General features: G+C 71.9%; 27 protein-coding genes, 1 tRNA gene and 1 pseudogene. 19 read left to right on the top strand and 10 right to left on the bottom strand.

What is annotated here, in order from left to right:
- Positions 1 to 99: 99 nt before the first annotated feature.
- From IE242_RS24930 to IE242_RS24915, 4 genes are read right to left on the bottom strand one after another with little or no spacing between them, the layout of a single operon-like run.
- Positions 100 to 888, bottom strand: coding sequence for an SDR family NAD(P)-dependent oxidoreductase (locus IE242_RS24930; protein WP_189862931.1), 789 nt, complete (start codon positions 886 to 888; stop codon positions 100 to 102).
- Positions 885 to 1,370: a cupin domain-containing protein gene (locus tag IE242_RS24925; RefSeq protein WP_189862929.1), complete on the bottom strand. Its 486-nt coding sequence runs from the start codon at positions 1,368 to 1,370 to the stop codon at positions 885 to 887. The genes IE242_RS24930 and IE242_RS24925 overlap by 4 nt, the downstream gene beginning before the upstream one ends.
- Complete coding sequence (locus IE242_RS24920; RefSeq protein WP_189862927.1) at positions 1,367 to 2,044, bottom strand: GNAT family N-acetyltransferase; 678 nt, start codon at positions 2,042 to 2,044, stop codon at positions 1,367 to 1,369. Before IE242_RS24920 ends, IE242_RS24925 begins: the two co-directional genes overlap by 4 nt.
- Positions 2,028 to 4,151: a penicillin acylase family protein gene (locus IE242_RS24915; RefSeq protein ID WP_189862925.1), complete on the bottom strand. Its 2,124-nt coding sequence runs from the start codon at positions 4,149 to 4,151 to the stop codon at positions 2,028 to 2,030. Before IE242_RS24915 ends, IE242_RS24920 begins: the two co-directional genes overlap by 17 nt.
- Positions 4,152 to 4,233: 82 nt before the next feature.
- Between IE242_RS24915 and IE242_RS24910 the strand changes: the two genes are divergently transcribed.
- The 6 genes and pseudogenes from IE242_RS24910 (at position 4,234) to IE242_RS24890 (ending at position 7,886) form a co-directional block, all read left to right on the top strand.
- On the top strand, positions 4,234 to 4,962 hold the full coding sequence (locus IE242_RS24910) for a siderophore-interacting protein (protein WP_189862924.1): 729 nt from the start codon (positions 4,234 to 4,236) through the stop codon (positions 4,960 to 4,962).
- Between the two features lie 24 nt (positions 4,963 to 4,986).
- Positions 4,987 to 5,603 (top strand): annotated as a pseudogene (locus IE242_RS24905) (HhH-GPD-type base excision DNA repair protein).
- A gap of 129 nt (positions 5,604 to 5,732) precedes the next feature.
- Complete coding sequence (locus IE242_RS24900; protein ID WP_189862922.1) at positions 5,733 to 6,080, top strand: hypothetical protein; 348 nt, start codon at positions 5,733 to 5,735, stop codon at positions 6,078 to 6,080.
- Between the two features lie 56 nt (positions 6,081 to 6,136).
- Entirely contained in the window at positions 6,137 to 6,271 is a 135-nt protein-coding gene (locus tag IE242_RS38635; RefSeq protein ID WP_268249486.1) for a hypothetical protein, read from the top strand.
- Positions 6,272 to 6,800: 529 nt separating this feature from the next.
- Positions 6,801 to 7,097 carry a type II toxin-antitoxin system VapB family antitoxin gene (locus tag IE242_RS24895; protein ID WP_004943146.1) on the top strand — a complete coding sequence of 99 codons (297 nt, stop codon included), beginning with the start codon at positions 6,801 to 6,803 and terminating at the stop codon, positions 7,095 to 7,097.
- A 150-nt stretch (positions 7,098 to 7,247) separates the two neighbouring features.
- A complete protein-coding gene (locus IE242_RS24890) occupies positions 7,248 to 7,886 on the top strand; it encodes a LytR C-terminal domain-containing protein (RefSeq protein ID WP_189862920.1) in 639 nt (212 codons plus the stop codon).
- Between the two features lie 12 nt (positions 7,887 to 7,898).
- Here the strand turns inward: IE242_RS24890 and upp are convergent, their stop codons facing one another.
- Positions 7,899 to 8,534, bottom strand: a complete 636-nt coding sequence (gene upp / locus IE242_RS24885; protein WP_189862918.1) for a uracil phosphoribosyltransferase — start codon at positions 8,532 to 8,534, stop codon at positions 7,899 to 7,901.
- Between the two features lie 138 nt (positions 8,535 to 8,672).
- On the opposite strand from upp, the gene IE242_RS24880 reads away from it, so the two are divergent.
- The 9 genes from IE242_RS24880 (at position 8,673) to IE242_RS24840 (ending at position 14,242) form a co-directional block, all read left to right on the top strand.
- A complete protein-coding gene (locus IE242_RS24880) occupies positions 8,673 to 8,867 on the top strand; it encodes a hypothetical protein (protein ID WP_373299582.1) in 195 nt (64 codons plus the stop codon).
- Positions 8,868 to 9,258: 391 nt separating this feature from the next.
- Positions 9,259 to 9,786, top strand: a complete 528-nt coding sequence (locus IE242_RS24875; RefSeq protein WP_189863075.1) for a tRNA adenosine deaminase-associated protein — start codon at positions 9,259 to 9,261, stop codon at positions 9,784 to 9,786.
- 89 nt (positions 9,787 to 9,875) lie between these two features.
- The gene (gene tadA / locus IE242_RS24870; RefSeq protein WP_229859420.1) at positions 9,876 to 10,307 is read left to right on the top strand and encodes a tRNA adenosine(34) deaminase TadA; all 432 of its coding nucleotides are present in this window, start codon (positions 9,876 to 9,878) and stop codon (positions 10,305 to 10,307) included.
- 76 nt (positions 10,308 to 10,383) lie between these two features.
- Positions 10,384 to 10,468 (top strand) — tRNA-Ser (locus tag IE242_RS24865).
- Positions 10,469 to 10,593: 125 nt separating this feature from the next.
- Complete coding sequence (locus IE242_RS24860) at positions 10,594 to 10,800, top strand: hypothetical protein (RefSeq protein ID WP_189862913.1); 207 nt, start codon at positions 10,594 to 10,596, stop codon at positions 10,798 to 10,800.
- A gap of 236 nt (positions 10,801 to 11,036) precedes the next feature.
- Positions 11,037 to 11,213, top strand: a complete 177-nt coding sequence (locus IE242_RS24855; RefSeq protein WP_189862912.1) for a hypothetical protein — start codon at positions 11,037 to 11,039, stop codon at positions 11,211 to 11,213.
- Between the two features lie 45 nt (positions 11,214 to 11,258).
- Positions 11,259 to 11,552, top strand: coding sequence for a Dabb family protein (locus tag IE242_RS24850; protein WP_189862910.1), 294 nt, complete (start codon positions 11,259 to 11,261; stop codon positions 11,550 to 11,552).
- Positions 11,553 to 11,778: 226 nt separating this feature from the next.
- Entirely contained in the window at positions 11,779 to 12,702 is a 924-nt protein-coding gene (locus tag IE242_RS24845) for an RNA polymerase sigma factor SigF (RefSeq protein ID WP_189863073.1), read from the top strand.
- A gap of 640 nt (positions 12,703 to 13,342) precedes the next feature.
- The gene (locus tag IE242_RS24840; RefSeq protein WP_189862908.1) at positions 13,343 to 14,242 is read left to right on the top strand and encodes an RNA polymerase sigma factor SigF; all 900 of its coding nucleotides are present in this window, start codon (positions 13,343 to 13,345) and stop codon (positions 14,240 to 14,242) included.
- Between the two features lie 313 nt (positions 14,243 to 14,555).
- On the opposite strand, the gene IE242_RS24835 is transcribed toward IE242_RS24840, so the two are convergent.
- Positions 14,556 to 14,750, bottom strand: coding sequence for a hypothetical protein (locus IE242_RS24835; protein WP_189862906.1), 195 nt, complete (start codon positions 14,748 to 14,750; stop codon positions 14,556 to 14,558).
- 310 nt (positions 14,751 to 15,060) lie between these two features.
- On the opposite strand from IE242_RS24835, the gene IE242_RS24830 reads away from it, so the two are divergent.
- The 4 genes from IE242_RS24830 (at position 15,061) to IE242_RS24815 (ending at position 19,674) form a co-directional block, all read left to right on the top strand.
- The gene (locus IE242_RS24830; RefSeq protein WP_189862904.1) at positions 15,061 to 15,552 is read left to right on the top strand and encodes a MarR family winged helix-turn-helix transcriptional regulator; all 492 of its coding nucleotides are present in this window, start codon (positions 15,061 to 15,063) and stop codon (positions 15,550 to 15,552) included.
- A gap of 95 nt (positions 15,553 to 15,647) precedes the next feature.
- Positions 15,648 to 18,119: an MFS transporter gene (locus IE242_RS24825; RefSeq protein WP_506417253.1), complete on the top strand. Its 2,472-nt coding sequence runs from the start codon at positions 15,648 to 15,650 to the stop codon at positions 18,117 to 18,119.
- Between the two features lie 181 nt (positions 18,120 to 18,300).
- Complete coding sequence (locus tag IE242_RS24820) at positions 18,301 to 19,122, top strand: YceI family protein (RefSeq protein WP_189862900.1); 822 nt, start codon at positions 18,301 to 18,303, stop codon at positions 19,120 to 19,122.
- An 81-nt stretch (positions 19,123 to 19,203) separates the two neighbouring features.
- Positions 19,204 to 19,674 carry a PPOX class F420-dependent oxidoreductase gene (locus IE242_RS24815; protein ID WP_189862898.1) on the top strand — a complete coding sequence of 157 codons (471 nt, stop codon included), beginning with the start codon at positions 19,204 to 19,206 and terminating at the stop codon, positions 19,672 to 19,674.
- A 69-nt stretch (positions 19,675 to 19,743) separates the two neighbouring features.
- Here IE242_RS24815 and IE242_RS24810 read toward each other — a convergent pair whose 3' ends face one another.
- The 4 genes from IE242_RS24810 to IE242_RS24795 form a co-directional block, all read right to left on the bottom strand.
- Positions 19,744 to 20,508, bottom strand: a complete 765-nt coding sequence (locus IE242_RS24810) for a TetR/AcrR family transcriptional regulator (RefSeq protein WP_189862896.1) — start codon at positions 20,506 to 20,508, stop codon at positions 19,744 to 19,746.
- Between the two features lie 51 nt (positions 20,509 to 20,559).
- Positions 20,560 to 22,104 (bottom strand): MFS transporter, encoded by a 1,545-nt coding sequence (locus IE242_RS24805; RefSeq protein WP_189862894.1) that lies wholly within the window; start codon positions 22,102 to 22,104, stop codon positions 20,560 to 20,562.
- 129 nt (positions 22,105 to 22,233) lie between these two features.
- The gene (locus tag IE242_RS24800; protein WP_189862892.1) at positions 22,234 to 24,426 is read right to left on the bottom strand and encodes an ArnT family glycosyltransferase; all 2,193 of its coding nucleotides are present in this window, start codon (positions 24,424 to 24,426) and stop codon (positions 22,234 to 22,236) included.
- On the bottom strand, positions 24,423 to 25,886 hold the full coding sequence (locus IE242_RS24795; protein WP_189862890.1) for a bifunctional glycosyltransferase family 2/GtrA family protein: 1,464 nt from the start codon (positions 25,884 to 25,886) through the stop codon (positions 24,423 to 24,425). The genes IE242_RS24800 and IE242_RS24795 overlap by 4 nt, the downstream gene beginning before the upstream one ends.
- Positions 25,887 to 25,895: the final 9 nt, after the last annotated feature.

Below are 25,895 nucleotides of genomic sequence, written 5' to 3'. Positions count from 1 at the left end.
CGTCGCGTCTCCGGATCCGTACCCGTTCCTGGCCCCGTTCCTGGCTCTGGGACAGGTACGGGCGAGGAGTCCGCGCCGTTCACGACGGTGCGCGGGGTTTCACCAGGTGGGACGCGCGGACACCCCGCCGTCCACCACCAGGTCGTGGCCCGTGATCCAGGACGCCATGGGCGAGGCGAGGAACACGCAGGCGTCCCCGATGTCCCGGGGGCGCCCCAGCCGGCCGGTGGGCGTCGCCTCCCGCCATCTGCGCACCCCGTCCGGCCAGTCCTCCGCCAGGCCCTCCCGTGCGATCAGTCCGGGCGAGACGGTGTTCACACGGATCCCGTACGGCCCGTACTCCAGCGCCGCCGACCGGGCGTGCATCACGACGGCGGCCTTGGCGGCGCAGTAGTGGGCGTGCAGCGGAGCGGGGTGCGCGGCCTCGACGGAGGCGATGTGCGTGACGGACCCGCCACCGCCCTCACCACTTCCCGCCCCCATCACCTCGGCCGCCGCCTGCGTGCACGCGAACACGGACGACAGGTTCGTGTCCACGACCTCCCGCCACTGCGCGAGCGTCATCCCGGGCAGTGCCCGCGTCGGCTGCACCCCGGCGTTGTTGACCAGCGCCGTCAGCCGGCCGCCGCCCCACTCGGCCGCCTCGTGGACCAGCCGGGAGCACGCGTCCTCGTCCCGCAGGTCGGCCCGCAGCGCGATCGCGCGCCCGCCCGACGCGCGGACGCGGGCGACCACGTCGTCCACGCCCCGCGCGCGGTGGTGCAGCGCCACCGCCGCGCCCTCCTCGGCGAACCGCAGCGCGATCCCCCGCCCGATGCCGCCCCCGGCCCCCGTGACGAGCGCCACCTGGCCGGCGAGCAGTCCCTTCCCCGCTTCCCCGCCGCTCACGACCGGCACAGCCCCGCGATCCGGTCCGCCTCCGCCGGGTACCGCGCGGTCAGCTCGGCCGCGTCCCCGTGCTCGTACCCGCCGTACGTGAACCCCGGCGCCATGGTGCAGCCGAACAGCGTCCACGCGCCGCCCGCGACGACCCGCGCGCCCATCCACGTCCCGGCGGGCACGGTGCACTGCACGACCTGGCCGCCGAGGACGTCCGGCCCGAGCACGGCCGTGCGCGACGAGCCGTCGGGCGCCAGCAGCAGCAGTTCCAGCGGGTCGCCGAGGTAGAAGTGCCAGATCTCGTCCGAGGGCAGCCGGTGCAGCGCGGAGAAGTCGTCCGGTTCACCGGTGAGGAGGGCGACGATCGCGGTGCCCTCCGGACGGCCGTCGGGACGCTCGGGCCCGGCCCAGGTCTGCCGGAAACGGCCGCCTTCGCGGGGGATGGGCTCCAGCCCGTAGTGGGCGACGAGGTCTTCGGGAGTCACCGTCATCCGGGGCACGTTACCGGGGCGAAGGCCCGCTCCCTGGTGAGGAAGGCGAGCTGGGCGCGCTTTTCGGGCAGGTACACGTCGGGCAGATCGATCTCGGGCAGCACGACGCGCGGGCCGGCCTCGAAGCCCTGCCGGAGGAGCCGGGCGATGGCCTTCTCGTTGCGCTCGTCCGGGTCGACGACGATGCGCTGCCGGTCGAGGCCCAGCAGGACGTACGCCGTGAAGGCGGTCAGGAGCGCGGACGACCAGCCGTGGCGGCCGCCCTCCTGTCCGGGCGGCCCGAGCAGCACGTGCACGCCGATGTCGCCGGGCTGGACGTCGTAGCACTCGCTGACCCGGTCGGCCTCCGGCTCGTACGTCTGGAAGAGCGCGACGGGTACGCCGTCCCGCAGCGCGAGCAGGGCGTGGTGGGTGTCGAGCGTGTCCATGTGGGCGTAGATCTCCTGGACCTGCTCCTTGGTCAGCCCGTTCATGCCCCAGAAGGAGGCGCGTTCCTCGCTCACCCAGCGGTGGACCACATCGGTATCGGTCCGCGGGTCGAGCGGCAGGAAGCGGACGGTGCCGAAGCCGTCGACCACCTGCTCGTGGACGGCCTCACGGGCGGCGTACGGGTCGGGGAGTGCGGTGGATTCCGTGAGTTCGGTGGATTCGGTGGATTCAGAGGTCGTGGTCATGCTTCTCCTCGGTCAGCAGGTTCCAGTCGGTGACGACGGGGACGAGGTCCCCCTTCAGCCACAGGGGGAGCTGGTCGCGGTGGTGCGCGGAGCCCGGGACGCCCGAGGCGCCGAACGGCACCACCCACAGGCTGTCCTTCCGGCGGGCCAGGTCCCAGACGAACCGGGCGGCCGGCCCGCGCGCACTCAGATCGGTGACGCCGGGTACGGCCGAGGTGCACAGCACGCAGTCGTGGTCGCCCGACAGGCCCGGCGGCTCCTCGGCGGGAGCGTCGGAAGCTTCGGGGGCGTACTCCGTGCCGTCGAGCGCACGCCAGGCGGCGAGGCGGTGCGTGTCACCCCACGGGCCGAACTCGGTTCCGGCCGCGGCCAGTTCCTCGACCGCCTCGCGCACGATCGCGTCGCGGTCGATGCCGTACAGCTCCTTCGCGGTGAGGAGGTGTTCGAGGGCGTAGCCGACGCGGACGGTGAGCGACAGCCAGGGGAGGAAGACCTCCGGGTAAGCCGGCGGAGCGGCCAGCGCGGCGAAGGCCGGCTGGGCGGCCAGGCGCCGGACGACCGCGCTCCGGACCGCCGCGTACGCCGCCGCCTCGGTGCTGTCGGCCGCCATCCGGCGGTCCCAGCGCAGGAGCCGGTCGCGCAGCGCGCCCGCCGCCGGGCTCAGGCCGTCGAGGAGGGCCAGCGCGTCCAGCAGGGGGCCGGCGGAGGCGAGATGGGTGTCCATGTGGAGAGCGGGCATGTCGCCGGCCGTCCAGACGGGGCCGGGCCGGTCGTGGAGCAGTTCGCGGATGCGGTCGGCGCGGTGCGGCGGGGCGAACTCGATGCCGAGGGGGGTCGCCGGGCCGCGCTGGTTGGCCATGACCGCGATGCCGCCGTCGACGGGACCGCGGGGCATCGCGTGCCAGCCCCGCCACTCGTGGCCGGGTTCCCAGGCGGGGACGATCCGGAGGCGGTTGTCCTCGTGCCGGACGGGAACGCGGCCCGCCACGCGGTGCAGCAGTCCGCCCTCGGTGTCGGCGGCCTGGACCACGTTGACCGGTTCCGTCCACTGGTCGAACGCCCGGTCCACGTCGGCGGCCCGGCGGGCCCGCAGCAGCGGCAGCAGCGCGCCGAGGCCGAGGTCCTCGGTGACGCGGGGCGGGCAGCGGAGGCTCACGGGTTCCACCTCGCCGCCGTCGGGCCCGCCGATGACGACGGGGCCGCGCGCGGTCTCGATGATCTCCACGTGCACCGGCTCGCCGTCGCCCGCGGCCTCCACGGTCTCCGTGTGCCGCACGGCGGGCCTCCACTCCCCGTCCGGGTCCAGGGCCTCGACGCCGCCCGTGTCCGTGCGCCGCAGCCGTTCCCGGTACAGGTCCTGGTAGTCGGCCATGGCGTTGGTGATCGCCCACGCGACCGTCCCCGTGTGCCCGAAGTGCGCGATGCCGGGCATGCCGGGGACGGCGAGGCCGACGACGTCGAACTCGGGGCAGGTGAGCCGTATCTGCTGGTAGACGCCGGGGTCCTCGATGAAGCGGTGGGGGTCGCCCGCGACGATCGCCTGCCCGGAGGCGGTGCGCGTCCCGCCGACGAGCCAGCCGTTGCTGCCGGACGTGCCCGGCCCGTCGGTGGCGAACAGCCCGACGGCACCCGCGCCCAGGTGCCGTACGACCTCCTCGCGCCAGAGCTTGGCGGGGAACCCGGCGAACAGGATGTGCGTGCCGAGCCACACGCCGAGCGGGTGCCAGGGCTCCCAGTGCCCGGGGGCGAGCCCGGTGGCTGCGAACTCGGGGGCGCGTCGCGCCCCTTCGGCGAGCCCCTCGTTGACGCCCTCGACGTACGACCGCACCCAGTCGGCGGTCTCCGGGTCGCGTCTCTCCAGGGCGGTGAAGCAGCGTCGCGCGGTGTCGTCGATACGGGCCCGTCGCGCGAAGACGTCCCAGGCCACGGCCCCGGTGCCGGCGCCCAGGAAGGACGCCGAGGTGCCCTGGGAGCGGTGGCGCTCCACCTCCAGCTGCCAGGCGCGGTCGAGGGCGGTCACGAACCCCTGGGCGCGGGCGAGCCGGCGGGCGTCCCCGGCGCGCAGGTGGGGGATTCCCCACGCGTCGCGATAGATCTCGGTCTTCACCCTGTGTCACCCCTAGGTTCTAGGTTAGGCTCCCCTAACTCCACGCACTGTGGCGGAAGCGTACGCGAAAGGTGAAGACGCGATGGGCCAGGGTCACGGCTGGGAGGGCGCGGTACTGAAGCTGCTGCGCGCCAAGGACTTCGTGTTCACGGTGACCGGGGCCGAGGACGTCACCCCGCACTACCGCCGGGTGCACCTCACCGACGGCGGCATGCTCGCGGTGACCGGCATCCACCCGACGATGTGGGTGCGGCTGTGGTTCGACAGCGCCGGCAAGCCGCACCAGCGGGCGTACACACTGGTCGACCCCGATCCGGCCGCGGGCACCTTCAGCCTGGAGTTCGCGCTGCACGAGGGGCGCGCGAGCGACTGGGCACGGACCGCGCAGCCGGGTGCCACCGTCGAGGCGACCGTCCACGGCACGGGCTTCACCGACCCCGACCCGGCGCCGTCCCACGTCCTGGCCATCGGCGACCCGGCCTCGCTGCCCGCCCTCAACTCCCTTCTCGCCGCGCTGCCCACGGCCCCGGCGACGGTCTGGTTCGAGACCACGGACGGCACGGACGGCCTGCCCCTGAGCGTGGACCCGGACCGCCACGACCTCCGTCCGGTCCCCCGCCTCGACGGGGGCGCCCACCTGGTGGAACAGGTGCGGGCGGGCGCGCCGGACCTGCTGAGGGGCACCTCCGACCCGTACGTCTGGATCGCCTGCGACACGGTCACCACCCGCTCCCTGACGGCGTACTTCCGCAAGGAGCTGGCCCTGCCGAAGCAGCGGGTGAACGCGCTCGGGTACTGGCGCGCGACCTGAGCGACCGCGGGCGATGATCGGGGCATGGACGTCACGCTGCACCTCGCCCAGCGGCCCGAGGCCGACGAACTGCTCGGCCGCAGCCCGCTCGCCGCGCTCGTCGGCATGCTGCTCGACCAGCAGATCCCGATGGAGTGGGCGTTCGCGGGGCCGTACACGATCGCCGAGCGGCTCGGCTCCGACGACCTGGACGCGCACGAGATCGCCGGGTACGACCCGGAGGCCTTCACGGAACTGCTCTCCCGCAAACCGGCCGTGCACCGCTATCCGGGGTCGATGGCCATGGGGGTCCCCCCTGCTCCTTAAGAGCTTGGGGGAGCGTACAGCAGCTGTGCCAGTACCTGGTCGAGCACTACGACGGAGACGCGAGCAAGGTCTGGGCGGACGCCGGCAGCGGCCGGGAACTGCTGAAGCGGCTCCAGGACCTGCCCGGCTTCGGCAGGCAGAAGGCCCAGATCTTCCTCGCCCTGCTCGGCAAGCAGCTCGGCGTACGGCCCGAGGGCTGGCGGGAGGCCGCCGGCTCCTACGGCGAACCGAAGTCCTTCCGCTCGGTCGCCGACATCACCGGACCCGACTCCCTGGCGAAGGTCCGGGCGCACAAGCAGGAGATGAAGGCGGCGGCGAAGGCCGCGAAGAAGTAGCCGCTCACCGCGCCCCCGCCCGGCGGCGGCCGCCCGCCTCCGCCGGGTGGCCCACACCGGATGGGCCGAGCGGGCGGTTCTCCGCGCCGACGGGATGAGCCCGGCACCGCTCGGGGGAGAGCAGCTCCCATGAGCCCCGCCCCGCACGCCCCGCGCACCGTACGCCGGTGCGTCTGGCCGCGGGTGCTCCTCCTGCTGCTCGCCCTGCTCCTGCCGGCCGCCCACGCCGGGGCCGCCACGGCCCCCGCGGTCGCCGTCACCACGGAGACGGCCGACCAGGACGCCCTGGAGTCCACCGCCCGCTTCCCGGCCCGCCAGGTCTGCCGGGCCCACCGCCCGACGGCCGCCCGGCGCCCCGTACCGCCCGCTCCTCCGGCACATCCGCGCAGGCAGGACGCGGAGCGCGCTCCCCTTCTCCTCCCGCCGCCTGCCCCGTACGCCCTGCTCATCCGGCGCTCGGTGGTCCTGCGCTGCTGACGGCCGCCCGCCTCCGCCGGCAGCCGGACACCTCAGCACGCACCCAGGGAAGAGCCATGCCGAACGACCCCTACGCCGTCCTGCGCGCCCTCCTCCGCGCGGAGGCGGCCCGCCGCAGCGCCCGCAAGCCCTCTCCGGCCCCCGCACACCCACAGGCACAGCGGCCACCGAAGGCCCCCGCACACGACTGATGTCCGAGCCGACGCGCGGGGCCCCGTCGCCCCCGCGCGCGGCCGCCCGCTGTCCCCTTTCGGATGCACACCGAAAGGGGGCAGCGCAAGAAGGCCCCGCTTCCTTTCGGGCGAATCACCACGGGCTCCGCACCGGCCTGCGCGACAGCGCCCACGCCGGGCATCACACCGGCCTCCGCGCTCGGAACTCGTCGCTCCTGACTCGCCGCTCCGAACTCGCCGCCCACGTTCCGTGCCTGACTCGGGGGCAGACAGTGCGGCAGGGCCGCGCCATGGCCCATGTCGTGGGCCAGTGTCATGGGCCCATGTCATGGGCCGGTGCCGCCTCGGGCAACACTGCTGGATCTCCGTCGCCCGCCGGGACCCTGTTCCACGGTCCGGACACCCGGATCCGAGGTCCGGACGACCAAATGCCCCCGTCCGGCGTACGAAGATTGACCCGCTTCGCCCCTCTCTGCGGCACCTTTTCCGGCGTCGCACTCCGGCGCCATGGCTGCGCCCGGAACGTCTGGACCGGTAGGCTTTCCGTGTGATCTTCAAGCGCATCGGAAACGGCCGGCCGTACCCCGACCACGGCCGGGAAAGCACCCGGCAGTGGGCGGACGTCGCGCCGCGCCCGGTCCGCCTCGATCAGCTCGTGACCACGAAGCAGCAGCTCGACCTGGAGACACTCCTGGCCGAGGACTCGACGTTCTACGGCGACCTGTTCGCCCACGTCGTGAAGTGGCAGGGCGACCTGTACCTGGAGGACGGCCTGCACCGTGCCGTACGCGCCGCACTCCAGCAGCGCCAGGTGCTGCACGCGCGCGTCCTCGAACTCGACTGACCACCCGGACACCGAGCACCGGGCCCCCGGCCACCCCGGCCCCATGCGGTGCCAGGGGCCTTCCCGGTCATTGGCCCTTTCGGGTTGGCGTGCACACGCGCCAATGATCATCTAGTAGGCATCGCCGCCCCGGCGCACTACGCTGCGCCCATGAGCATGCTGACTCCTCCCGGCATGGGCGGCGAGTACCGGATCACGGGGGACAAGTACCCGCGGATGCGCCGGCCCAAGAGGCGCCCCCGGCTCGTGCTCGTGATCGTGGCGTCCGTGGTGGTGGCCGGACTCATCAGCTGGGGAACCCTGCAGCTCATCGACGTCTTCTCAGGCGGCGACAACAAGACGGTGACAAGCACGAAGCCGTCCTGCATGACGCGCCCGGCCACGCGCCCGTCCCCCACGCCGGCCGCGAAGTCCCTGCCGAAGCCGGCCCAGATCACGGTCAACGTGTTCAACGCGACCCCGCGCAGCGGCCTCGCCAAGGAGACCGCCGACGGCCTGAAGAAGCGCGGCTTCCGCATCGGCGAGGTGGCCAACGCCTCCAAGGAGTACGACAAGAAGGTCCCCGGCACGGCCGTCCTGCTCGGCGCGAAGTCCGCCACCGGCGCGGCACTGCCCGTACTGGGCACCCAGCTGCGGGGCGCCGACCTGAAGACCGACAGCCGTGCGAAGGCCACCGAGGTCGACTTCATCATCGGCAACCGTTTCAAGTCCCTGTCGACGAAGGCGGACGCCGACAAGGCCCTGGCCGCACTGACCGCGCCGCGGCCGACGCCCACGCCTTCCTGCTGAGCGGGGAGCCGGCTACTCGGCCGCCCCGTACATCCGGTCCCCCGCGTCGCCCAGGCCCGGCACGATGTATCCGTGCTCGTTGAGGCGCTCGTCCACGGACGCCGTCACGACGGTCACCGGCGTGCCCGCCAGATCGCGCTCCATGACCTCGACGCCCTCCGGAGAGGCGAGGAGCACCACCGCCGTCACATCGTCGGCGCCGCGCCCGATCAGCTCCTGGATCGCCGCGACCAGGGTGCCGCCCGTGGCGAGCATCGGGTCGAGGACGTACACCTGGCGTCCGGAGAGGTCGTCCGGCATCCGGGTGGCGTACGTGGACGCCTGGAGCGTCTCCTCGTTGCGCACCATGCCCAGGAAGCCCACCTCGGCGGTCGGCAGCAGCCGGACCATGCCGTCCAGCATGCCGAGACCGGCGCGCAGGATCGGCACCACCAGCGGGCGGGGGTGGGAGAGCTTGACGCCGGTGGTGCGGGCGACCGGCGTCTCGATGTCGACCTGCTCGGTGCGCACGTCCCGGGTGGCCTCGTAGGCGAGCAGGGTGACGAGCTCGTCGGCCAGCCGGCGGAAGGTCGGGGAGTCGGTGCGCTGGTCGCGCAGCGTGGTGAGCTTGTGAGCGACCAGGGGGTGGTCGACGACATGGAGACGCATGTCCCCCAGGGTATCCGGGCCGCCGGGGCCCACCGCCGCCGCGCCGGGCAAGGCCCCGCCGTGGGGATCACCCGCCCGCTGGCATCAAACCCCCCGTCGGAGGGAAAGTGGGAGGAACCTAAGTGGGGTGGTGTGCCTGTGCCGGACGTGGACGAGGGACCGCACGGCGGGTCCCCGGAGGAGCCGGAGACCGAGGCCGAGCGCAGAAGGCGCCGGGCCCAGTTCCTGCGGGAGCTGGCGGAGGCCAGGGAGCTGCGGGCCCGGGTCCAGCCACGCCGCGCCAAGACGGCACGGCTCCGCCGGGCGATGCGCATGCGCACCTTCCGCTGGTAGCCGCGAGCCCACCGCCCGGCACGCGTTTCCGTCGTCGTCCCGCCACTGCCGTCCCACCACCGCCGTCCTGTCACAGCCGTCCCGTCGGCGCGGCCCGCCGTCCCACTACGGCATCCGGCGGCAACGCACCGCCACGGACCGACCGCGTACTGATGCGGCGCCCGAGCCGCGTACGATCACCATCAGGCGGCGACGAGCGCGCGGCCGGCCCTTCCGGGAGCGGGTGACCGATCGAAAGGGGGAAGGGACACAGGGCGGCGAAGACGTCCCCTGAGCGCGCTGTTTCTGCCACGATTCCGAGTGGGCGGGGCTCGGAGCATGCACTCCCCGCCCACAACCTCCGCCGGGGGGACCCCCAACCGGCACACCTATGACCAGTGGGAGAGTCACGGTGTACTTCGCCGCACTGCTCGCGCGCACCGAAGACGGGTGGGAAGCGAGCGACACAGAGCTCGACGATGTGGAGACCCTGTCGGATCTGACCGACCTGGCCCGTGACGCCTCGGTCGACGAGGACACGGTGCTCGTACTCATCGAGCAGGAGGACGCGTGGTTCGGCGTCGTCCGCTTGGACGGCGAGGACGACCCTCGTATCTACGTCTCGGACGCCGCCGCGGCGGCCCGCAGCTCGTACGGCGAGATCCTCCTCACGGACGAGCTGCTCGGACGGGAGCCCGGCGACGACGGCGCCGACCTGGACTCCCTCGACCTCGACGGCACGGAGGACGGTGAGCCCGAGAGCGACGACGACGGCGCGGCCTCCGACACCGCGGTGCCGCACGGCCCGGTCGGCGACAGCGAGGTGCTCGACGACCTCGGCGTCGGCGAGAAGGAGCTGCGCTCCCTCGACGCGGACGACGCGCTCAGCTCGATCGCCGAGGCGCTGGGTGCCTCGGAGGTCCTGGAGACGGTCCGCTGAGGCCTGACGACCAGGACGCCCACCGCCGGGTCCACCGGGGCGGCGACCAGCCGCCCCCGGACCCGGTGCGCGACCGCTGGCGGGACGCGATGCGGCTCGCCCTGGACGAGGCCGGCCGCGCCGACGCGGGCGGAGACGTCCCGGTCGGCGCCGTCGTCCTGGCCGCGGACGGTACGACCGTGCTGTCCGCCGGGCACAACGAGCGTGAGGCCACCGGCGACCCCACGGCCCACGCGGAGGTACTGGCGATCCGCCGCGCCGCCGCGGCGCTGGGCGAGTGGCGGCTCACCGGCTGCACCCTCGTCGTCACCCTGGAACCGTGCACGATGTGCGCGGGCGCCCTCGTGCAGTCCCGGGTCGACCGGGTGGTCTACGGCGCCCGTGACGAGAAGGCCGGCGCGACGGGGTCCCTGTGGGACGTCGTACGGGACCGGCGTCTCAACCACCGGCCCGAGGTGATCGAGGGCGTGCTCGCCGACGAGTGCGCCCGGCTCCTCACCGGTTTCTTCCGCGCCCGCTGACCCGCGCCGGCTGCCGCGCGGGCCTCATCCCCAAACGATTTCAGAGCACGGCCCACCTTGGGGTAGGGTCTCCCTCGGTAGCGTGTCCGAGCGGCCGAAGGAGCTCGCCTCGAAAGCGAGTGTGGCGCAAGTCACCGAGGGTTCAAATCCCTCCGCTACCGCAGATGACGAAGGGTCCGGCTCGATGAGCCGGACCCTTCGCGCGTCTCCGTCGCCGGTTCCGTGCCGAGGTGCCGTGATCCCCCGGAAGGGGGAGCATGGAGGTCAGCGACGAAGGAGGGCCGTCATGGAACCCGAAGTCCCGGACAACGGCACCTGGTACTCGGACACGCCGTCGCAGGCCGAGGGCGAGCGCGACGACGCGGGCGAGCGGTCGGCCGAGCGGTCGGCGAGGAAGCAGCGCCCCGAGGTGCCCAGGACCGAGCCTTCCCAGGCGGAGGGCGAGCGGGGCGACGACGTACAGACCGGCGGCGAACGCGGCGATCGCCTGTGACGGGGTGACGTTCACCGGGCCCGGCCGGTCCGGAAGCCGGACTCCGGGCGCGTCCGGGAGCGGCGCCGCGATCCCGGCCATGTCATGCGTCCCGTCCCGAGGCCACCGGGTGAGGACATCGTGGGCGTACGCGATCATTCCGTTCCTGCGAACACATGACCGGGATACACTCGCCGCCGGGCAACAGCCGCCGGGCAACAGGGGCCCACGGGGCGAGGGAGACGGGGGATGCCGCGGTGACGGTGCAGGCCAAGAAGATCGCGCTGTACGTGCTCGTGGTCTTCGTCCTCTACGTGATCATCACGGACCCGGCCAAGGCGGCCGACTACGTCCAGATAGGGTTCGAGGGCATCTCCAGTGCCGCCCAGTCCGTCGGCGATTTCATGACGTGGGTCGCCAACGGGGGCGAGTGACCCCGAGAACCACCCGGTACACCGCACCGCCTCCTGGGAGCGCCCATGATCCGCCACCTGGTCCTCTTCAAGCTCAACGAGGGCGTCGAGCGCGACGACCCGCGCGTCGTGCAGGGCGTCGAGGCCTTCCGCGCCCTCGGCGGCCAGATCGACGAGCTGCGCTTCTGGGAGTGCGACTGGAACATCACCGACCGGCCCATCGCGTACGACTTCGCGATCAACTCGGCGGTCGACGACAAGGACGCCCTCCAGCGGTACATCGAGCACCCGGCGCACCAGGCGGGCGTCGCGCTGTGGCGCGAGTTCGCCACCTGGGTGATCGCCGACTACGAGTTCTAGACCGCGTTCACGCCCAGCCGGAGCACGGAGCCCCTCGCCGGAACGGCGGGGGGCTTTTGCGTCCCTCAACACGGAGTGATGCGGTGCTTGCGCACAGTGCGCATGTCTTGTGATGCTATGACCGCTTTTGAGGGATGAGTTACGGATGCGTTGACAGAGCAAGTTGACCGAGCAAGAGGTGGAGTTGACCGTGCCGGCCAGTACCGCCCCTCAGGCCCTGCCCCGCGTGGAGACCGAACCGCCCCCGGCGAACCCCGCACCCGCACATGCCCCACCCGCACCCTCACTCGCACCCTCATCCCCGCCCTCACCTCCGCCCTCACCCTCATTTCCGCCCTCGTCCTCATCCCCACTCGGGCCCTCGTCCCCGCCCGCGCCCCCGAAGCGCCGCGGTTCCGACACCCGGGCGCTGACCCAGGTCCTCTTCGCCGAGCTCAAGCAGCTGGAGCCCGGAACGCCGGAGCACGACCGGGTGCGCGGAGCGCTCATCGAGGCCAACCTCCCCCTCGTCCGGTACGCCGCCGCCCGCTTCCGCAGCCGCAACGAGCCGATGGAGGACGTCGTCCAGGTCGGCACGATCGGGCTGATCAACGCCATCGACCGGTTCGACCCGGACCGCGGGGTGCAGTTCCCGACCTTCGCCATGCCGACCGTGGTGGGCGAGATCAAGCGGTACTTCCGCGACAACGTCCGTACCGTCCACGTCCCGCGCCGCCTGCACGAACTGTGGGTGCAGGTGAACAGCGCCACCGAGGACCTCACCACCGCGCTGGGCCGCTCGCCCTCGACCGCCGAGATCGCCGAACGGCTGCGCATCACCGAGGACGAGGTCCTCTCGTGCATCGAGGCCGGCCGCTCGTACCACGCGACCTCGCTGGAGGCGGCCCAGGAGGGCGACGGACTGCCGGGGCTGCTGGACCGGCTCGGTTACGAGGACCCCGCCCTCGACGGCGTGGAACACCGGGACCTGGTCCGCCATCTCCTCGTCCAGCTCCCCGAACGCGAACAGCGAATCCTGCTCCTGCGTTACTACAGCAATCTCACCCAGTCGCAGATCAGCGCGGAGCTCGGCGTCTCCCAGATGCACGTGTCCCGGCTGCTCGCCCGTAGTTTCGCCCGATTGCGCTCGGCGAACAGAATCGAAGCCTGAGCCCGCACGGAACCCACCGGCCCGGCGGAATCCCGGACGCCTGTCCGGGCCGTGGCTCCCGCCCGCGGCCATTCGCACGTCCGGCCCGCCGCCATTCACCGCTCCGGCCGGCCGTCAAACGCCGCTCCGGTCCGCCGTCAATCACTGCTCCGGCCCTCCGTCATTCACCGCCCCGGCGTGCCGCCATTCACCGCCTCGGCCGGCGGCATTCGCATGTCCCGCCGGCAGCAGTGCGCGCATCCGGGCCCGCGGCCGCTCGTGCATCCGGGATTGCGACGGCCCGTGCACCCGGCGGGTGGGGCACGCGGGGCGCACAAGGGCAGATGGGGCGCACGGAAAGGGCCCTCGGAACAGCTTCCCAGGCCACGGCGTGCAACCGAATAGGAGCTCGACACGTCACCGGTGGGAGCGAATCGACTATCGGCGCTCTTTCCGACAGTTCTGCGCCGATATTCCGTCAGAACCCCTCTTTCCAGGGCCGATTCCCCCTGGTCATGTCGACATGTCACTACAGCGTGTTGCCGACATGTGACATTCTGCGGGAAGCGCGTTTGCCGCGGCCCCGCCTCCGGTATTCAGGTGGAGGCTGCGTTCCTCACGACGGGAGCGCTGCGACCGTCCGCGACCCAAAGGGGGTGGCATGTCCGCAGACCAGGGCAGCCCGAAGGTGCTCACGCTCGTGAAGAGCGAGCCCGCGCCCGACGCTCTCCAGGCCTCTCAGGACCTCAAGGACCCGCAGGACCTGCCCGGTCCCGAGCTCGTCCTCCCGGCCTCGGAGTCCATCGACACCCGCACCCTGTCCCGCTCCCTGTTCCTGCGGCTCGCCGCGCTCGACGAGAACAGCCCCGAGCGCGCCTACGTCCGGGACACCCTCATTGAACTCAACCTCCCGCTGGTGCGCTACGCCGCCGCTCGTTTCCGGTCGCGCAACGAACCCATGGAGGACATCGTCCAGGTCGGAACGATCGGTCTGATCAAGGCGATCGACCGTTTCGACTGCGAACGCGGTGTGGAGTTCCCGACGTTCGCGATGCCCACGGTCGTGGGCGAGATCAAGCGGTTCTTCCGCGACACGTCATGGTCGGTACGGGTGCCGCGTCGCCTCCAGGAGCTGCGCCTGGCGCTGACCAAGGCGAGCGACGAACTCTCCCAGAAACTCGACCGATCCCCGACGGTCACCGAACTGGCCGCCGTCCTGGGCGTGTCGGAGGAGGACGTGGTCGACGGCCTCGCGGTCGGCAACGCGTACACGGCCTCCTCGCTCGACTCCCCCGCCCCCGAGGACGACGGCGGCGAGGGCTCCCTGGCCGACCGCCTCGGCTACGAGGACACCGCCCTGGAGGGTGTGGAGTACCGGGAGTCCCTGAAGCCCCTGCTGGCCAAACTGCCGCCGCGGGAACGCCGGATCATCATGCTCCGGTTCTTCGCGAACATGACCCAGTCCCAGATCGGCGACGAGGTCGGCATCTCGCAGATGCACGTGTCCCGGCTGCTGACCCGGACACTGGCCCAGCTGCGCGAGGGCCTGATCTCGGACTGAGCCGGCCCGAGCGGGGCCTGCTGCTGCCCGCGCGCACGGTAACGGGTGCGGCCCGCCCGCTGTTTGACGTACCGAAAGCCACTACTGCAGACCGCACGGCCAACCGCCGGGCGCCACACGCGCGCCGGGCGGGACGGCATGACGACCACTGGCCGCCGGGGTGCCACGAACGGCACCTCGGCGGCTCTTTCGTGTGCGCGGTCGCGGAACGTCAACCGCTCTAGGGCCAGTTGACGTACGGGCGCGCGAACGGGCGCCGCCCGCACGGGAGATGGGGCGGCGAGGGGTCGACCGGGCCGAGCCGGCGGCGCCGTCAGGCGAGCGCGAGCCAGGCGACGGCGGCCACGACCACCACGGCCACGACGATGCCGACGATCAGGCCGACGCGCGGCCCCGCGGGCGCGGGTGCCTGCTGACGTCCCTGGGGACCCTCGTCGACGAAGGCACGGAACATCTGGGTGCTGCCGGCGGGGTCGTAGTTGCCCTGGGGGCCCTGGGTGTTAGCCATGCTCCCGGACATTAGCGAATCGACGGGGGACCGCCCAAGTGCGGGTGCCCCTGCTCGGGCTTCCGCACGGTAGGGGGACCGCCGCCCCCGCCGCTCCCGGCCGTGTACGGATCCCGGCCGCCCCGCACCGGGAACACCCTCCGCCCCGCCCGTCGTGCACCGCTCGTCCACTTCACCCCCTCCCACCTGCAAGTTTACGTTAGCCAATACTTGCCTTTGCCAACCTTTTATCCGCGAGCCCCCCATTTCACTTGCCTGTAGCAACCAATAATCCCTATGGTTGCCCTAAGCAACGAATGCTGGAGGCGCGATGGCGGAGAAAGCTCAGTACGAGGAGCTGGCCCGCCAGCTCACTGCCATCGGGGTCGTGAAGCGCGAGATGGGCCGGACACTGCCGTCCGACTGTCCCGGCGGCTCGGCCGGCGTACTGACACTGCTCGGCCGGCACGGCGACATGCGGATGAGTCGGCTCGCCGAGCTGCTCGCCGTGGACATGTCGGTCACCAGCCGTCATGTCGCCCACGTCGCCGAGCGCGGCTGGATCGAGCGGCTGCCCGACCCCGCCGACAAACGTTCGCGCATCCTCCGCCTGACGCCTGACGGCCTGGCCCAGCTCGACGAGCTGTACGACCGCACCACCCAGTTGCTCGCCGACCGGCTGAGCGACTGGCCGGAGGACGAGATCGGGCAGCTGGTCCGGCTCATGGCCCGGCTGCGGGAGAGCTTCGGCGACTGCCGGGCCACCCCGCGGGCCCACCAGGCCGCATCCGTCGCTGCAGACACCACCCGTACACCCGCATAAGCAGGAAGTAGAAAAGGAAGCCCATGGCAACGACCACACCAGCCGGTGTGCGGGCTCACGCCAAGCGAGGGGGCGCCGCCCCTGACGGCGCTCCGATGACGCACCGGCAGATCATGGAGGCGCTCTCCGGGCTGTTGCTCGGCATGTTCGCCGCCATCCTGTCCTCGACGATCGTCACCAACGCTCTCCCCGAGATCATCAACGATCTCGGTGGCGGCCAGAGCGCCTACACCTGGGTCGTCACCGCCTCGCTGCTGGCGATGACCGCCTCCACCCCCCTGTGGGGCAAGCTCGCGGACCTGGTCAGCAAGAAGGCCCTGGTCCAGATAGCCCTGATCGTCTACGTCGTCGGCTCCATCGTCGCGGGCCTCGCGCAGAACCCGGCGATGCTGATCAGTGCCCGTGTCATCCAGGGTCTGGGCGCCGGCGGTCTGTCCGCCCTGGCCCAGATCATCATGGCCGCGATGATCTCCCCGCGTGAGCGCGGCCGTTACTCCGGCTACCTGGGCGCGACCTTTGCCGTCGCGACCGTCGGCGGCCCGCTGCTCGGCGGTGTCATCACCGACACCAGCTGGCTCGGCTGGCGCTGGTGCCTCTACGTCGGCGTGCCGTTCGCGGTGATCGCCCTGATCGTGCTCCAGAAGACGCTGCACCTGCCGGTGGTCAAGCGCAAGGTCAAGGTCGACTGGATCGGTGCCTTCTTCGTCACCGCGGCCGTCTGCCTGCTGCTGATCTGGGTCACCTTCGCCGACGACAAGTACGACTGGATGTCCTGGCAGACCGGCGTCATGGTCGGCGGCGCGATCCTGCTCGCGCTGATCTTCTGCTTCGTCGAGACCAAGGCCAGCGAGCCGATCATCCCGCTGCGCCTGTTCAAGAACCGCACCATCACCCTGGCGTCGCTCGCCTCGCTGTTCGTCGGTACCGCGATGTTCGCGGGCACCGTCTACTTCAGCCAGTACTTCCAGCTCGCCCGGGACAAGTCGCCGACCATGTCCGGCGTCATGACCATCCCGATGATCGGCGGCCTGTTCGTCTCGTCCACGGTCTCCGGCCAGATCATCACCAAGACCGGTAAGTGGAAGGCGTGGCTGCTGGCCGGCGGCGTGCTGCTGACCGCGGGTCTCGGCCTGCTGTCGACCATGCGGTACGACACCCCGTACTGGCACATCGCGATCTTCATGGCGCTGATGGGCCTCGGCGTCGGCATGATGATGCAGAACCTTGTCCTCTGCACGCAGAACCAGGTGGCCCCGAACGACCTGGGTGCCGCGTCCTCCGTCGTCACCTTCTTCCGGTCCCTCGGCGGTGCGGTGGGCGTCTCGGTGCTCGGCTCCGTGATGTCCACCCGGATCAGCCACTACGCCTCGGACACCATCGGCTCGCTGAGCCCGCAGGAGCAGCAGGCCGCCGCGCAGGCCGCCGGCGGCAGCTCGATCCCGGACATGGACCTGCTGCCCCCGGGCATCCGCGAGTGGCTGGAGAGCGCCTACGGGCACGGCATCGCCGACATCTTCCTGTACGTCGCGCCGATCGCCTTCCTGGCCTTCATCGTGACGCTGTTCATCAAGGAGGTCCCGCTGCGCACCAGCGGCGCCCTGGCCCAGGCCGCCGAGGCCTCGGCCGAGACCGCTCCCGCGGCCGCCCCGGCTCCGGCCGAGGCCACCACGCAGGCCGGCACGGCTCCCGAGCCGGTTCCCGCCGGGGTGGCGGCCTCCGTCGCCGGGACCGGTCCCGAGGGCACGCAGCGGCTCGCCGCCGTCGCCACGGCGGCCCCGGCCGCCACGTTCGAGCAGCCGTCCTCCGGCGGTATCCCGGTGCGCGGCTTCGTCCGCGGCGCCGAGAGCGCGCCCGTCCCGCAGGCCGCCGTCACGCTGATCTCCCTCGCGGGCCGTCAGCTGGGCCGGTCGGTCGCGCAGGGCGACGGCTCGTACGGCATCGACGCGCCGAGCGCGGGATCGTACGTCCTGATCGCCTCCGCCGACGGCTACCAGCCGCAGGCCTCGACGATCGTCGTGAACGACGAGCCGGTGTCGTACGACATCCTGCTCAGCGGCACCAGCGGCCTCACCGGTCTGGTGCGGGCCGTGGAGACCGGGCTGCCGGTCAAGGACGCCATGGTCGTCGTGACCGATGTGCGCGGTGATCTGCTGGCCACCCAGGGCACCGGTGAGCAGGGTGACTTCTCCTTCGCCGAGCTGGTGCCGGGGACGGTGACCGTCGCGGTGAACGCCGCCGGGTACCGGCCGCGCGCCCTGCCCGTCGAGGTGGGCGGCACCGGTATCACCCGGGTCGAGGTCGACCTCGACTCCGGCGCCCAGGTCCAGGGCGTCGTGCGGGCGCCGCAGGGCCCGCTGGCCGACGCCCGCGTGACGCTCGTCGACGCGGCGGGCAACGTGGTCGGCACGGCCCGGACCGGCACGGACGGGGCGTACGCCTTCAGTGACCTGGACGGCGGCGAGTACACCGTCATCGCCACGGGTTACCCGCCGGTCGCGACGTCGCTGACGGTCAACGGCCGCGGCGTCGACGACCACGACATCGAACTCGCCCACCCCGGCGAGTGACCGACCCCGGCCCGTGGAGCGCGTGCAGAGCGGACGCGCGCTCCACGGGCCGGTTCCACTTCCGGCCTGTTCCCCGGCCACGTACCACCGTCCCGGCCCACTTCCGGGGCCACATCCCCGGCCCCGTTCCGGGCCCACATCCGGGCCCCCTTCGGCACCACGCACAAGGAGCTGCGCCACCATGTCTCTGACCGCGAAGATCCGTACCCGTGACGGATGGGCCGTGTCACACGCGGTCGTCACCCTGATCGACATGTCCGGCACCCAGGTGCTGCGGACCGAGGCCGACGAGGAGGGCGTCGTCCAGGACGCGCTGCCGCTGGCCCCCGGCCCCTACACCGCCATCGTGACCGCGGTCGGTTACGACCCCTCCGCCGTCACCGCCTTCGTCACGGCGAGCGGCCGCGCCGACATCGGCGCCGTCACCCTGACCCGCCAGGGCGGCACCGAGCTGCCCCCGCCCGGTCCCTGGACCATCGACCCGGTCCACTCCTCCGTCACGGCGGTCGCCCAGCACCTGGGCTTCGCCAGCATCCGCGGCCGCTTCGACGAGTTCGCCGGCCGGATCGAGATCGCCCCCGACGACGTGGCCAGGTCCCGCGTCGAGGCGGTCATCACCGCGTCCTCCATCGACACGGGCAACCGTATGCGCGACGACCACCTCCGGTCGGGCGACTTCCTCGACGCCGGGAACCACCCGCAGATCATCTACAGGTCCTCGGGTCTCACGGCGTCCGGCACCGACCGCTGGACCGTCCACGGCGAGCTGACCCTCAACGGCGTCGCCCGCCCCGTCGACCTCAGCCTGGCCTACCTCGGCACCGGCCCGGACTCCTACGGCGCCGTCCGCGCCGCCTTCCATGCCACCGCCGAGCTGCGCCGCGACGACTTCGCCATCAAGTACAACCAGGTCCTCCAGGCGGGCATCGCCGCCGTCGGTACGACCCTGAAGGTGGAGCTGGACATCCAGGCGGTCCAGGGCGAGTCGCTGCCGGCGGCCTGACAGCGCGCGACAGGGGGGAAATCCTCACGGTGACCCTCACAGGGACACCCTGACGGCCGCGACAGCCCGTAGCCTGCCCCCATGGCACCCCAGATCGCGACCAACACCCCCGTGTCCCTGTCGGAGCTGCTCGACTTCGTACGCCCCCGCCACCGCGCGATCCTCCTCACCCGCCGCGTCGACGGCAGCCCCCAGGGCTCGCCCCTGACCTGCGGCGTGGACGACTCCGGCCGCATCGTCGTCTCCACCTACCCGGAGCGCGCCAAGACCCGCAACGCCAAGCGCGACGACCGCGTAAGCCTGATCGTCCTCAGCGACGAGTGGAACGGCCCCTGGGTCCAGATCGACGGCACGGCCGAGGTCGTCGACTCCCCGGACTCCGTCGAACCGCTCGTCGAGTACTACCGCAACATCGCCGGTGAGCACCCGGACTGGGACGAGTACCGCGAGGCCATGCTCCGGCAGGGCAAGTCGATCATCCGTGTCACGCCCACGCGGTGGGGGCCGGTGGCGACGGGGGGATTCCCGGCGCGGCTGGCGTCACAGGACTGAGCGGGGTCGTACGAGCCGCATGAGTCGTACGGGCCGTATGGGTCGTACGAGTTGTGCGGCTCGTACGGCTCATGCCGGCCGGGCCACCATGGCCTCGATGCCGGCGATCAGGATGTCCAGCGCCATGGTGAAGTCCCGCTCGAACATCTCCGCCACCGTGTCGCCCCCGCGGGCCTCCATGAGGGTCTTCGACCCCTCGATCACGCCGGTGGCCAGCGGCGACCGCGTCACCGCCGTCATGGCGTCGCTGAAGTACTCGTCCTGACTCACCCCGGCCGCCGCACAGCGCTCGATGAAGTGGCCCTCGTTCGTGCCGAATCCGTACACGAACTGGAAGACCGCCGCCATCGCCCCGGCCTGCACGCTCGTCGGCAGCCCGGCCCGCCCGACCACCTGCTGCACGGCCGTCGAGAAGTGCAGCGCGTTCGGCCCGATGTTGAGGAACGTGCCCTGGAGCGGCGACACCCAGGGGTGGCGCACCAGTACGCCGCGGTACCGCGCCGCGAGCGCCCGCATCTCGTCCCGCCAGTCCTCGTCGGGCACCCTCTCCGGTTCCCCGATCTCGCCGAGCACCCGGTCCAGTGCCAGTTCCAGCAGGTCGTCCTTGGTGTCGACGTACCAGTAGACCGACATCGCGGTGACGCTCAGCTCGGCGGCCAGCCTCCGCATGGAGAACTTCGCCAGCCCCTCCGCGTCCAGCAGCCGTACCGCCGTCGCGGTGATCCGCTCCCGGTCGAGCCCCGACGGCTGCCCGCCGCGCTCGGCCCGCGCCTTGTCCGCCAGCCAGACGCTGGCCCGCGCCGGACGTTTCGCCCGGTCGGCTGCCCTCACCATGGCGCACCTTCCTCGGAACCACGACTCACCCCGTCGATGCTATGCGGGCCCCTACCCCGAAACGCCCACCGGAGAATCCGGGCCCGCGGCAGGGCCGTCGCCGGGGCGGCCGTCCCCGGCCCGTTCCGCCCGCCGCAGCAACGCCGCCGCCAGCAGCCCGCCCAGCAGCACGGCCGCCGCGCCCATCAGCTGACTCGTCTCCAGCCCGGAGGAGAACGCGTCCGTGACGCGCTCCCGCTCCTCCGCCGAGTCCGCCGCGGCCAGCGCCGCCGGCAGGGAGGTGGCCGCCACCGGGACCAGCGCCGCGAAACGGGAGGTGAGGACCGCGCCCAGCACGGCCACCCCCAGCCCGTTGCCGAACTCCGCGAGGGTGCCGTTGATCCCGGCGCCCACGCCCGCCTTCTCGCGCGGGATCGCGCTCATGATGGCGTGCGCCATGGCCGGATTGGCGATCGCGGCGCCCGCGCCGATGAGCAGCAGCCCGAGCAGCGTGCCGCCGTACCCGTGCTCCGTCAGTGACGCGATCGACACGAGTCCGCCGGACATCAGCACCATGCCCAGCGCGATGGAGCCCGGCATGCCCAGCCGGGCCAGCCACTTCGCCGACAGCCCCGAGAAGTTCAGCGCGACGACGACGAGTGCCAGCGGGGCCGTGCGCAGCCCGGCCTCCAGCGCGCCGTACCCGAGCACGAACTGCAGGTGCTGCGTCAGCAGGTACAGCGCACCGCTCATCCCGAAGGCGATCAGCACGGCGCCCGTGACCGCACCCGTGAACTTCCGGTTCCGGAAGAAATGCAGGTCGAGCATGGGGTACGGGGCCCGGCTCTCCCAGTACGCGAAGAGGGCCAGCACCGCGACGGCCACGGCCGCGGTCATGAGGACGCGCCCGGACGCCCACCCGTGCTCGGGCCCGGAGATGATCGCGAACACGAGCGCGGCCATGCCGATGGTCGACAGCAGCGCGCCGAGGAGGTCGGGGCGGTCGCCCTGGGGATTCTTCGTCTCGGGGACGAGCGAGACCACGGCGACCAGGCCCAGCGCCACCACCGGCAGATTGATCAGGAAGATCGCACCCCACCAGAAGTGGTCGATCATGAAACCGCCGATCAGGGGACCGGTGGCGAAGCCGAGCGCGTTGACCGCGCTCCAGATGCCGATGGCCTTGGGATGCTCGTCGGGCGTGAAGATCTGCATCGCCACCGCGAGGGTGGTGGTGAGCAGCAGCGCGCCGCCGATGCCCATACCCGCCCGCGCGGCGATCAACTGGCTAGTGGACCCGGCGAGCACGGCGACCAGGGAGCCGATGCCGAACAGGGCCAGGCCCGCGGCCAGCATCTTCTTGCGGCCGTACCGGTCGGCGGCCGAACCGGCGGTGAGCAGCAGACCGGACTGCACGAGCGAGTACGCGTTGATCATCCACTGGATGTCGGAGGTGGTCGCGTCCAGTTCCTCGGTGAGGGAGGGGATCGCCACGTTCAGCACGGTGTTGTCCAGCACCACCGTGAGCTGGGCGAGGCAGATGACTCCGAGGATCAGCCAGCGTCGGGGATGTCCCTGTGGGGCGGTCGGGGTGTCGGCGGTCGTCGTCGCCGTCATGGGGCGGCCTCCTGCCCTTGTACGGTGTATGGGACGGGCGCTATACACCGTAAGGGCACGCCTGTACGGCGTACAAGGGGCTCGTACCGGGCTCCTTGTACGCCGTACGGAAGGACAGTGGCGGGCTGCTCAGCTGTCGCTGTTGTTGTCGCTGCTCCCGTTCGTCGGCTGGGTCAGGTCGTAGAAGGTGGAACCGCCCACCGTGACCTCCTTGAAGTTCTCCTGGACCCACTCGCTGATCTGGGAGGAGGTGTTGCTGTCGCCTCCCATGCCCCCGCCGCCCATGCCGCCGGCGATGAAGTAGTGGATCCTGCCGTCCTCCACGTACTTCTTGAACTGGGCCAGCGTCGGGGACGGGTCGGTGCCGTTGAAGCCGCCGATCGCCATCACGGGCTCGCCGGTGGAGAGCTGGTAGCTGGCCGCGTTCTGGGCGCCGATGGCCGCGGCTGCCCAGGTGTAGTGCTCAGCATTCTTCTCCAGCAGTTCCTTGGCTTCGTCGCTGACGTCGGAGCCGTTGAGCAGGCCGCCCATGCCGCCGCCCATGCCGCCTTCGCCGGTCATGCCGCCGGGGCCGTTCTGCTGGCCCTGACCCTGCTGTCCCTGCTGGCCCTGACCCTGCTGGTTCTGGCCGCCGCCCGGGAAGCCGCCCGTCGGGGGCTGGCCCATCTGACCGTTCTGCTGCCCCTGCTGGCCCTGTCCACCACCGGGGAAGCCGCCACCACCGCCACCGCCGGGCCCGCCCCCGCCGCCGGGGCCGCCGCGGCCGCCCGAGACCGTCGGACCGGCCGTGACGATCGAGCCGCTGTGGCCCTCGTTCAGGGTGGTGAGGGTGTACGCCGTCGGGCCGGCGAGCGAGGCGACGACACCCAGCCCCGCGACGGCGAGGACCAGCCGGCGACCGAGCTTCGCGACGAAGATCAGGCCCAGCGCGGCGACCAGACCGCCGACCAGCACGGTCCACTTCACCCAGGGCACGTAGTCGGAGGACCGGTTGAGCAGGACGTAGCCCCAGACAGCGGTCGCCGTCACGGCACCGGCCAGCGTCAGCGGCACCCAGGCCCTGTCGCGCTCCCGCCACAGCAGGGCGGCGCCCATGCCGATCAGCGGTGCGATGTAGGGGGCGAGGGCCACGGTGTAGTACTCGTGGAAGATGCCCTGCATAAAGCTGAAGATCACCATGGTGATCAGCAGCGAGCCGCCCCAGAGCAGGAACCCGGCGCGGGCCGTGTCGGTCCGCCCGCACTTCCGCAGCAGCACCAGCGCGGCCACGAGCAGGATCAGCGCCGCCGGGATCAGCCAGGAGATCTGGCCGCCGATGCTGGAACCGAACATGCGGTCCCAGCCGGTCTCGCCCCAGCCGCCACCGCCGTTGCCGCCGCCACCGCCGACGCTGCCCGTCTCCTCGCCGTTGATGCGGCCGAGGCCGTTGTAGCCGAAGGTCAGCTCGAGGAAGGAGTTGTTCTGCGAGCCGCCGATGTAGGGGCGGGAGGACGCCGGCCACAGCTCGACGATCGCGACCCACCAGCCGCCCGCGACGACCATGGCGAGCCCGGCGAGCAGTACCTGACCGATGCGCTTCTTCAGCGTCGTCGGCGCGAGGACGACGTACACCAGGGCGAGGACCGGCAGGATCAGGAAGGCCTGGAGGGTCTTCACCAGGAAGGCGAGCCCGATCGCGGCACCCGCCCACACCAGCCACGTCGTCCGTGCCTTCTCCAGCGCGCGCAGCGTGCAGTACACCGCGGTCGCCATCAGCAGTGCGAGGGCGGCGTCCGGGTTGTTGAAGCGGAACATCAGCGCGGCGACCGGGGTCAGCGCGAAGGCCGCCAGGGTGAGGAAGCCGGCCCCCGCGCCGAACCGGCGCCGTACGGACGCCCAGAGCACGCCGGCCGTGGCGACGGCCATCAGGACCTGCGGGAACAGGATCGCGAAGGAGTTCAGGCCGAGCAGCCGGACCGACAGCGCCATCGGCCAGAGGGAGGCCGGCGGCTTGTCGACGGTGATGGCGCTGGCCGCGTCCAGCGAGCCGAAGAAGAACGCCTTCCAGGACTGGCTGCCGGCCTGCACGGCCGCGGAGTAGAAGGAGTTGGCGTACCCGGAGGCCGTGAGGTTCCAGGTGTAGAGGGCCCCGATCGCCAGCAGGGTCAGCAGGAACGCGGGGCGCACCCAGCTCGGGTCCTCGGGCCGACCCCGCCACAGGCGGCGCACGAAGGGCTGCTTCGGCTCACCGACGCCCGCTACGGGCGGGACGGGCGGGACGGGCGGTGGGCCCCAGGCGGGACTCGCACCCCCCTGGTGCGTCGCGTCGTACTGGGTCGTCATCGCGCGTTCCTCGGATCGTGGGAATCGTGGTCGTCGTGCGGACGCACCGGCCGCAGCCGAGTGGTGGCGTCCCCCCAGATGCGGTCCGCGACGTCACCGGCGCGGAACTGGGTCGTGGCGGTCGTGGTGGTCGTGGCGTACGGATTCGTGTCGTACGGGCCAGGGGTGTACGCATGCGTGTCGTACGGACCGGGGACGTACGGATGCGTGGCGCCGTCGTCACGCCGCTCCGGGAACACCCAGGCCCGGAAGAGCAGGAACCGCAGCACCGTCGCCGCGAGGTTGGCGGCGATGAGCACCGTCAGCTCCGTGGAGTGCGCGGGGCTGCTCGACGCCGCGTTCAGCGCGGCGAGCGAACCGCTGGTGAGCACCAGACCGATGCCGAACACCACCAGACCCTGCGCCTGGTGCCGTACGGCACGGTCCCGGCCGCGGACGCCGAAGGTGAGGCGCCGGTTGGCCGCCGTGTTCGCGACCGCCGAGACGAGCAGGGCGAGCGCGTTGGCCGGCTGCGACCCCGTGAACGTACGGAAGCCGGTGTAGAGCAGCAGGTAGAAGAGCGTCGACAGCACGCCGACGACACAGAAACCGACGAGCTGGCGGGCGAGGCCGCGCGGTACGTCCTTGATCTCGCGGTCGCGCGGGTCGTCCCCGAACGGCCGGGCGAGCCGGTCCAGCGGCAGCGAACCGGTGGCCAGGGCCTTGCCGACCCGCCACACGCCCTTGAGGTCGTCGGTCGCGGTCCTCACGATGTGCACGGTCGAGTCCGGGTCGTCGACCCAGTCCACCGGCACCTCGTGGATCCGCAGGCCGGCCCGCTCCGCGAGGACCAGCATCTCCGTGTCGAAGAACCAGCCGGTGTCCTCCACCAGCGGCAGCAGCACCTGGGCGACGTCCCGGCGTATCGCCTTGAAACCGCACTGGGCGTCGGAGAAGCGGGCCTGCAGCGAGCCCCGCAGGATCAGGTTGTACGTGCGGCTGATGAACTCACGCTTGGGGCCGCGCACCACACGGGACGTACGGGCGAGCCGGGAGCCGATCGCCAGGTCGGAGTGACCGGAGATCAGCGGCGCCACCAGCGGCAGCAGCGCGTTGAGGTCGGTGGACAGGTCCACGTCCATGTAGGCGAGGACGGGCGCGTCGGACGCGGACCACACCGTCCTGAGCGCCCGCCCGCGCCCCTTCTGCTCCAGCCGGAAGGAGGTGACCTCCGGGATCTCCGCCTCCAGCCGCGCGGCCACCTGGGGTGTGGTGTCCGTGGACGCGTTGTCCGCGATCGTGATGCGGAACGCGTACGGGAAGGTACGCGCGAGGTGCTCGTGCAGCCGGACGACGCACGGCCGGAGATCCTTCTCCTCGTTGTAGACGGGGATCACTACGTCCAGGACAGGCGTCGCGGCGTGTCCGGCCGGGAGGTGCTCCCGCGCCGGCAGAGAGCCGGGAGAAGAGTCGGTTCGCATGACAACGAC

The organism is Streptomyces poonensis (assembly GCF_014650915.1).
GTDB lineage: Bacteria > Actinomycetota > Actinomycetes > Streptomycetales > Streptomycetaceae > Streptomyces > Streptomyces poonensis.
The sequence above is the reverse complement of the archived record's forward strand: the minus strand, read 5'-3'. Positions and strand labels throughout refer to the sequence as shown.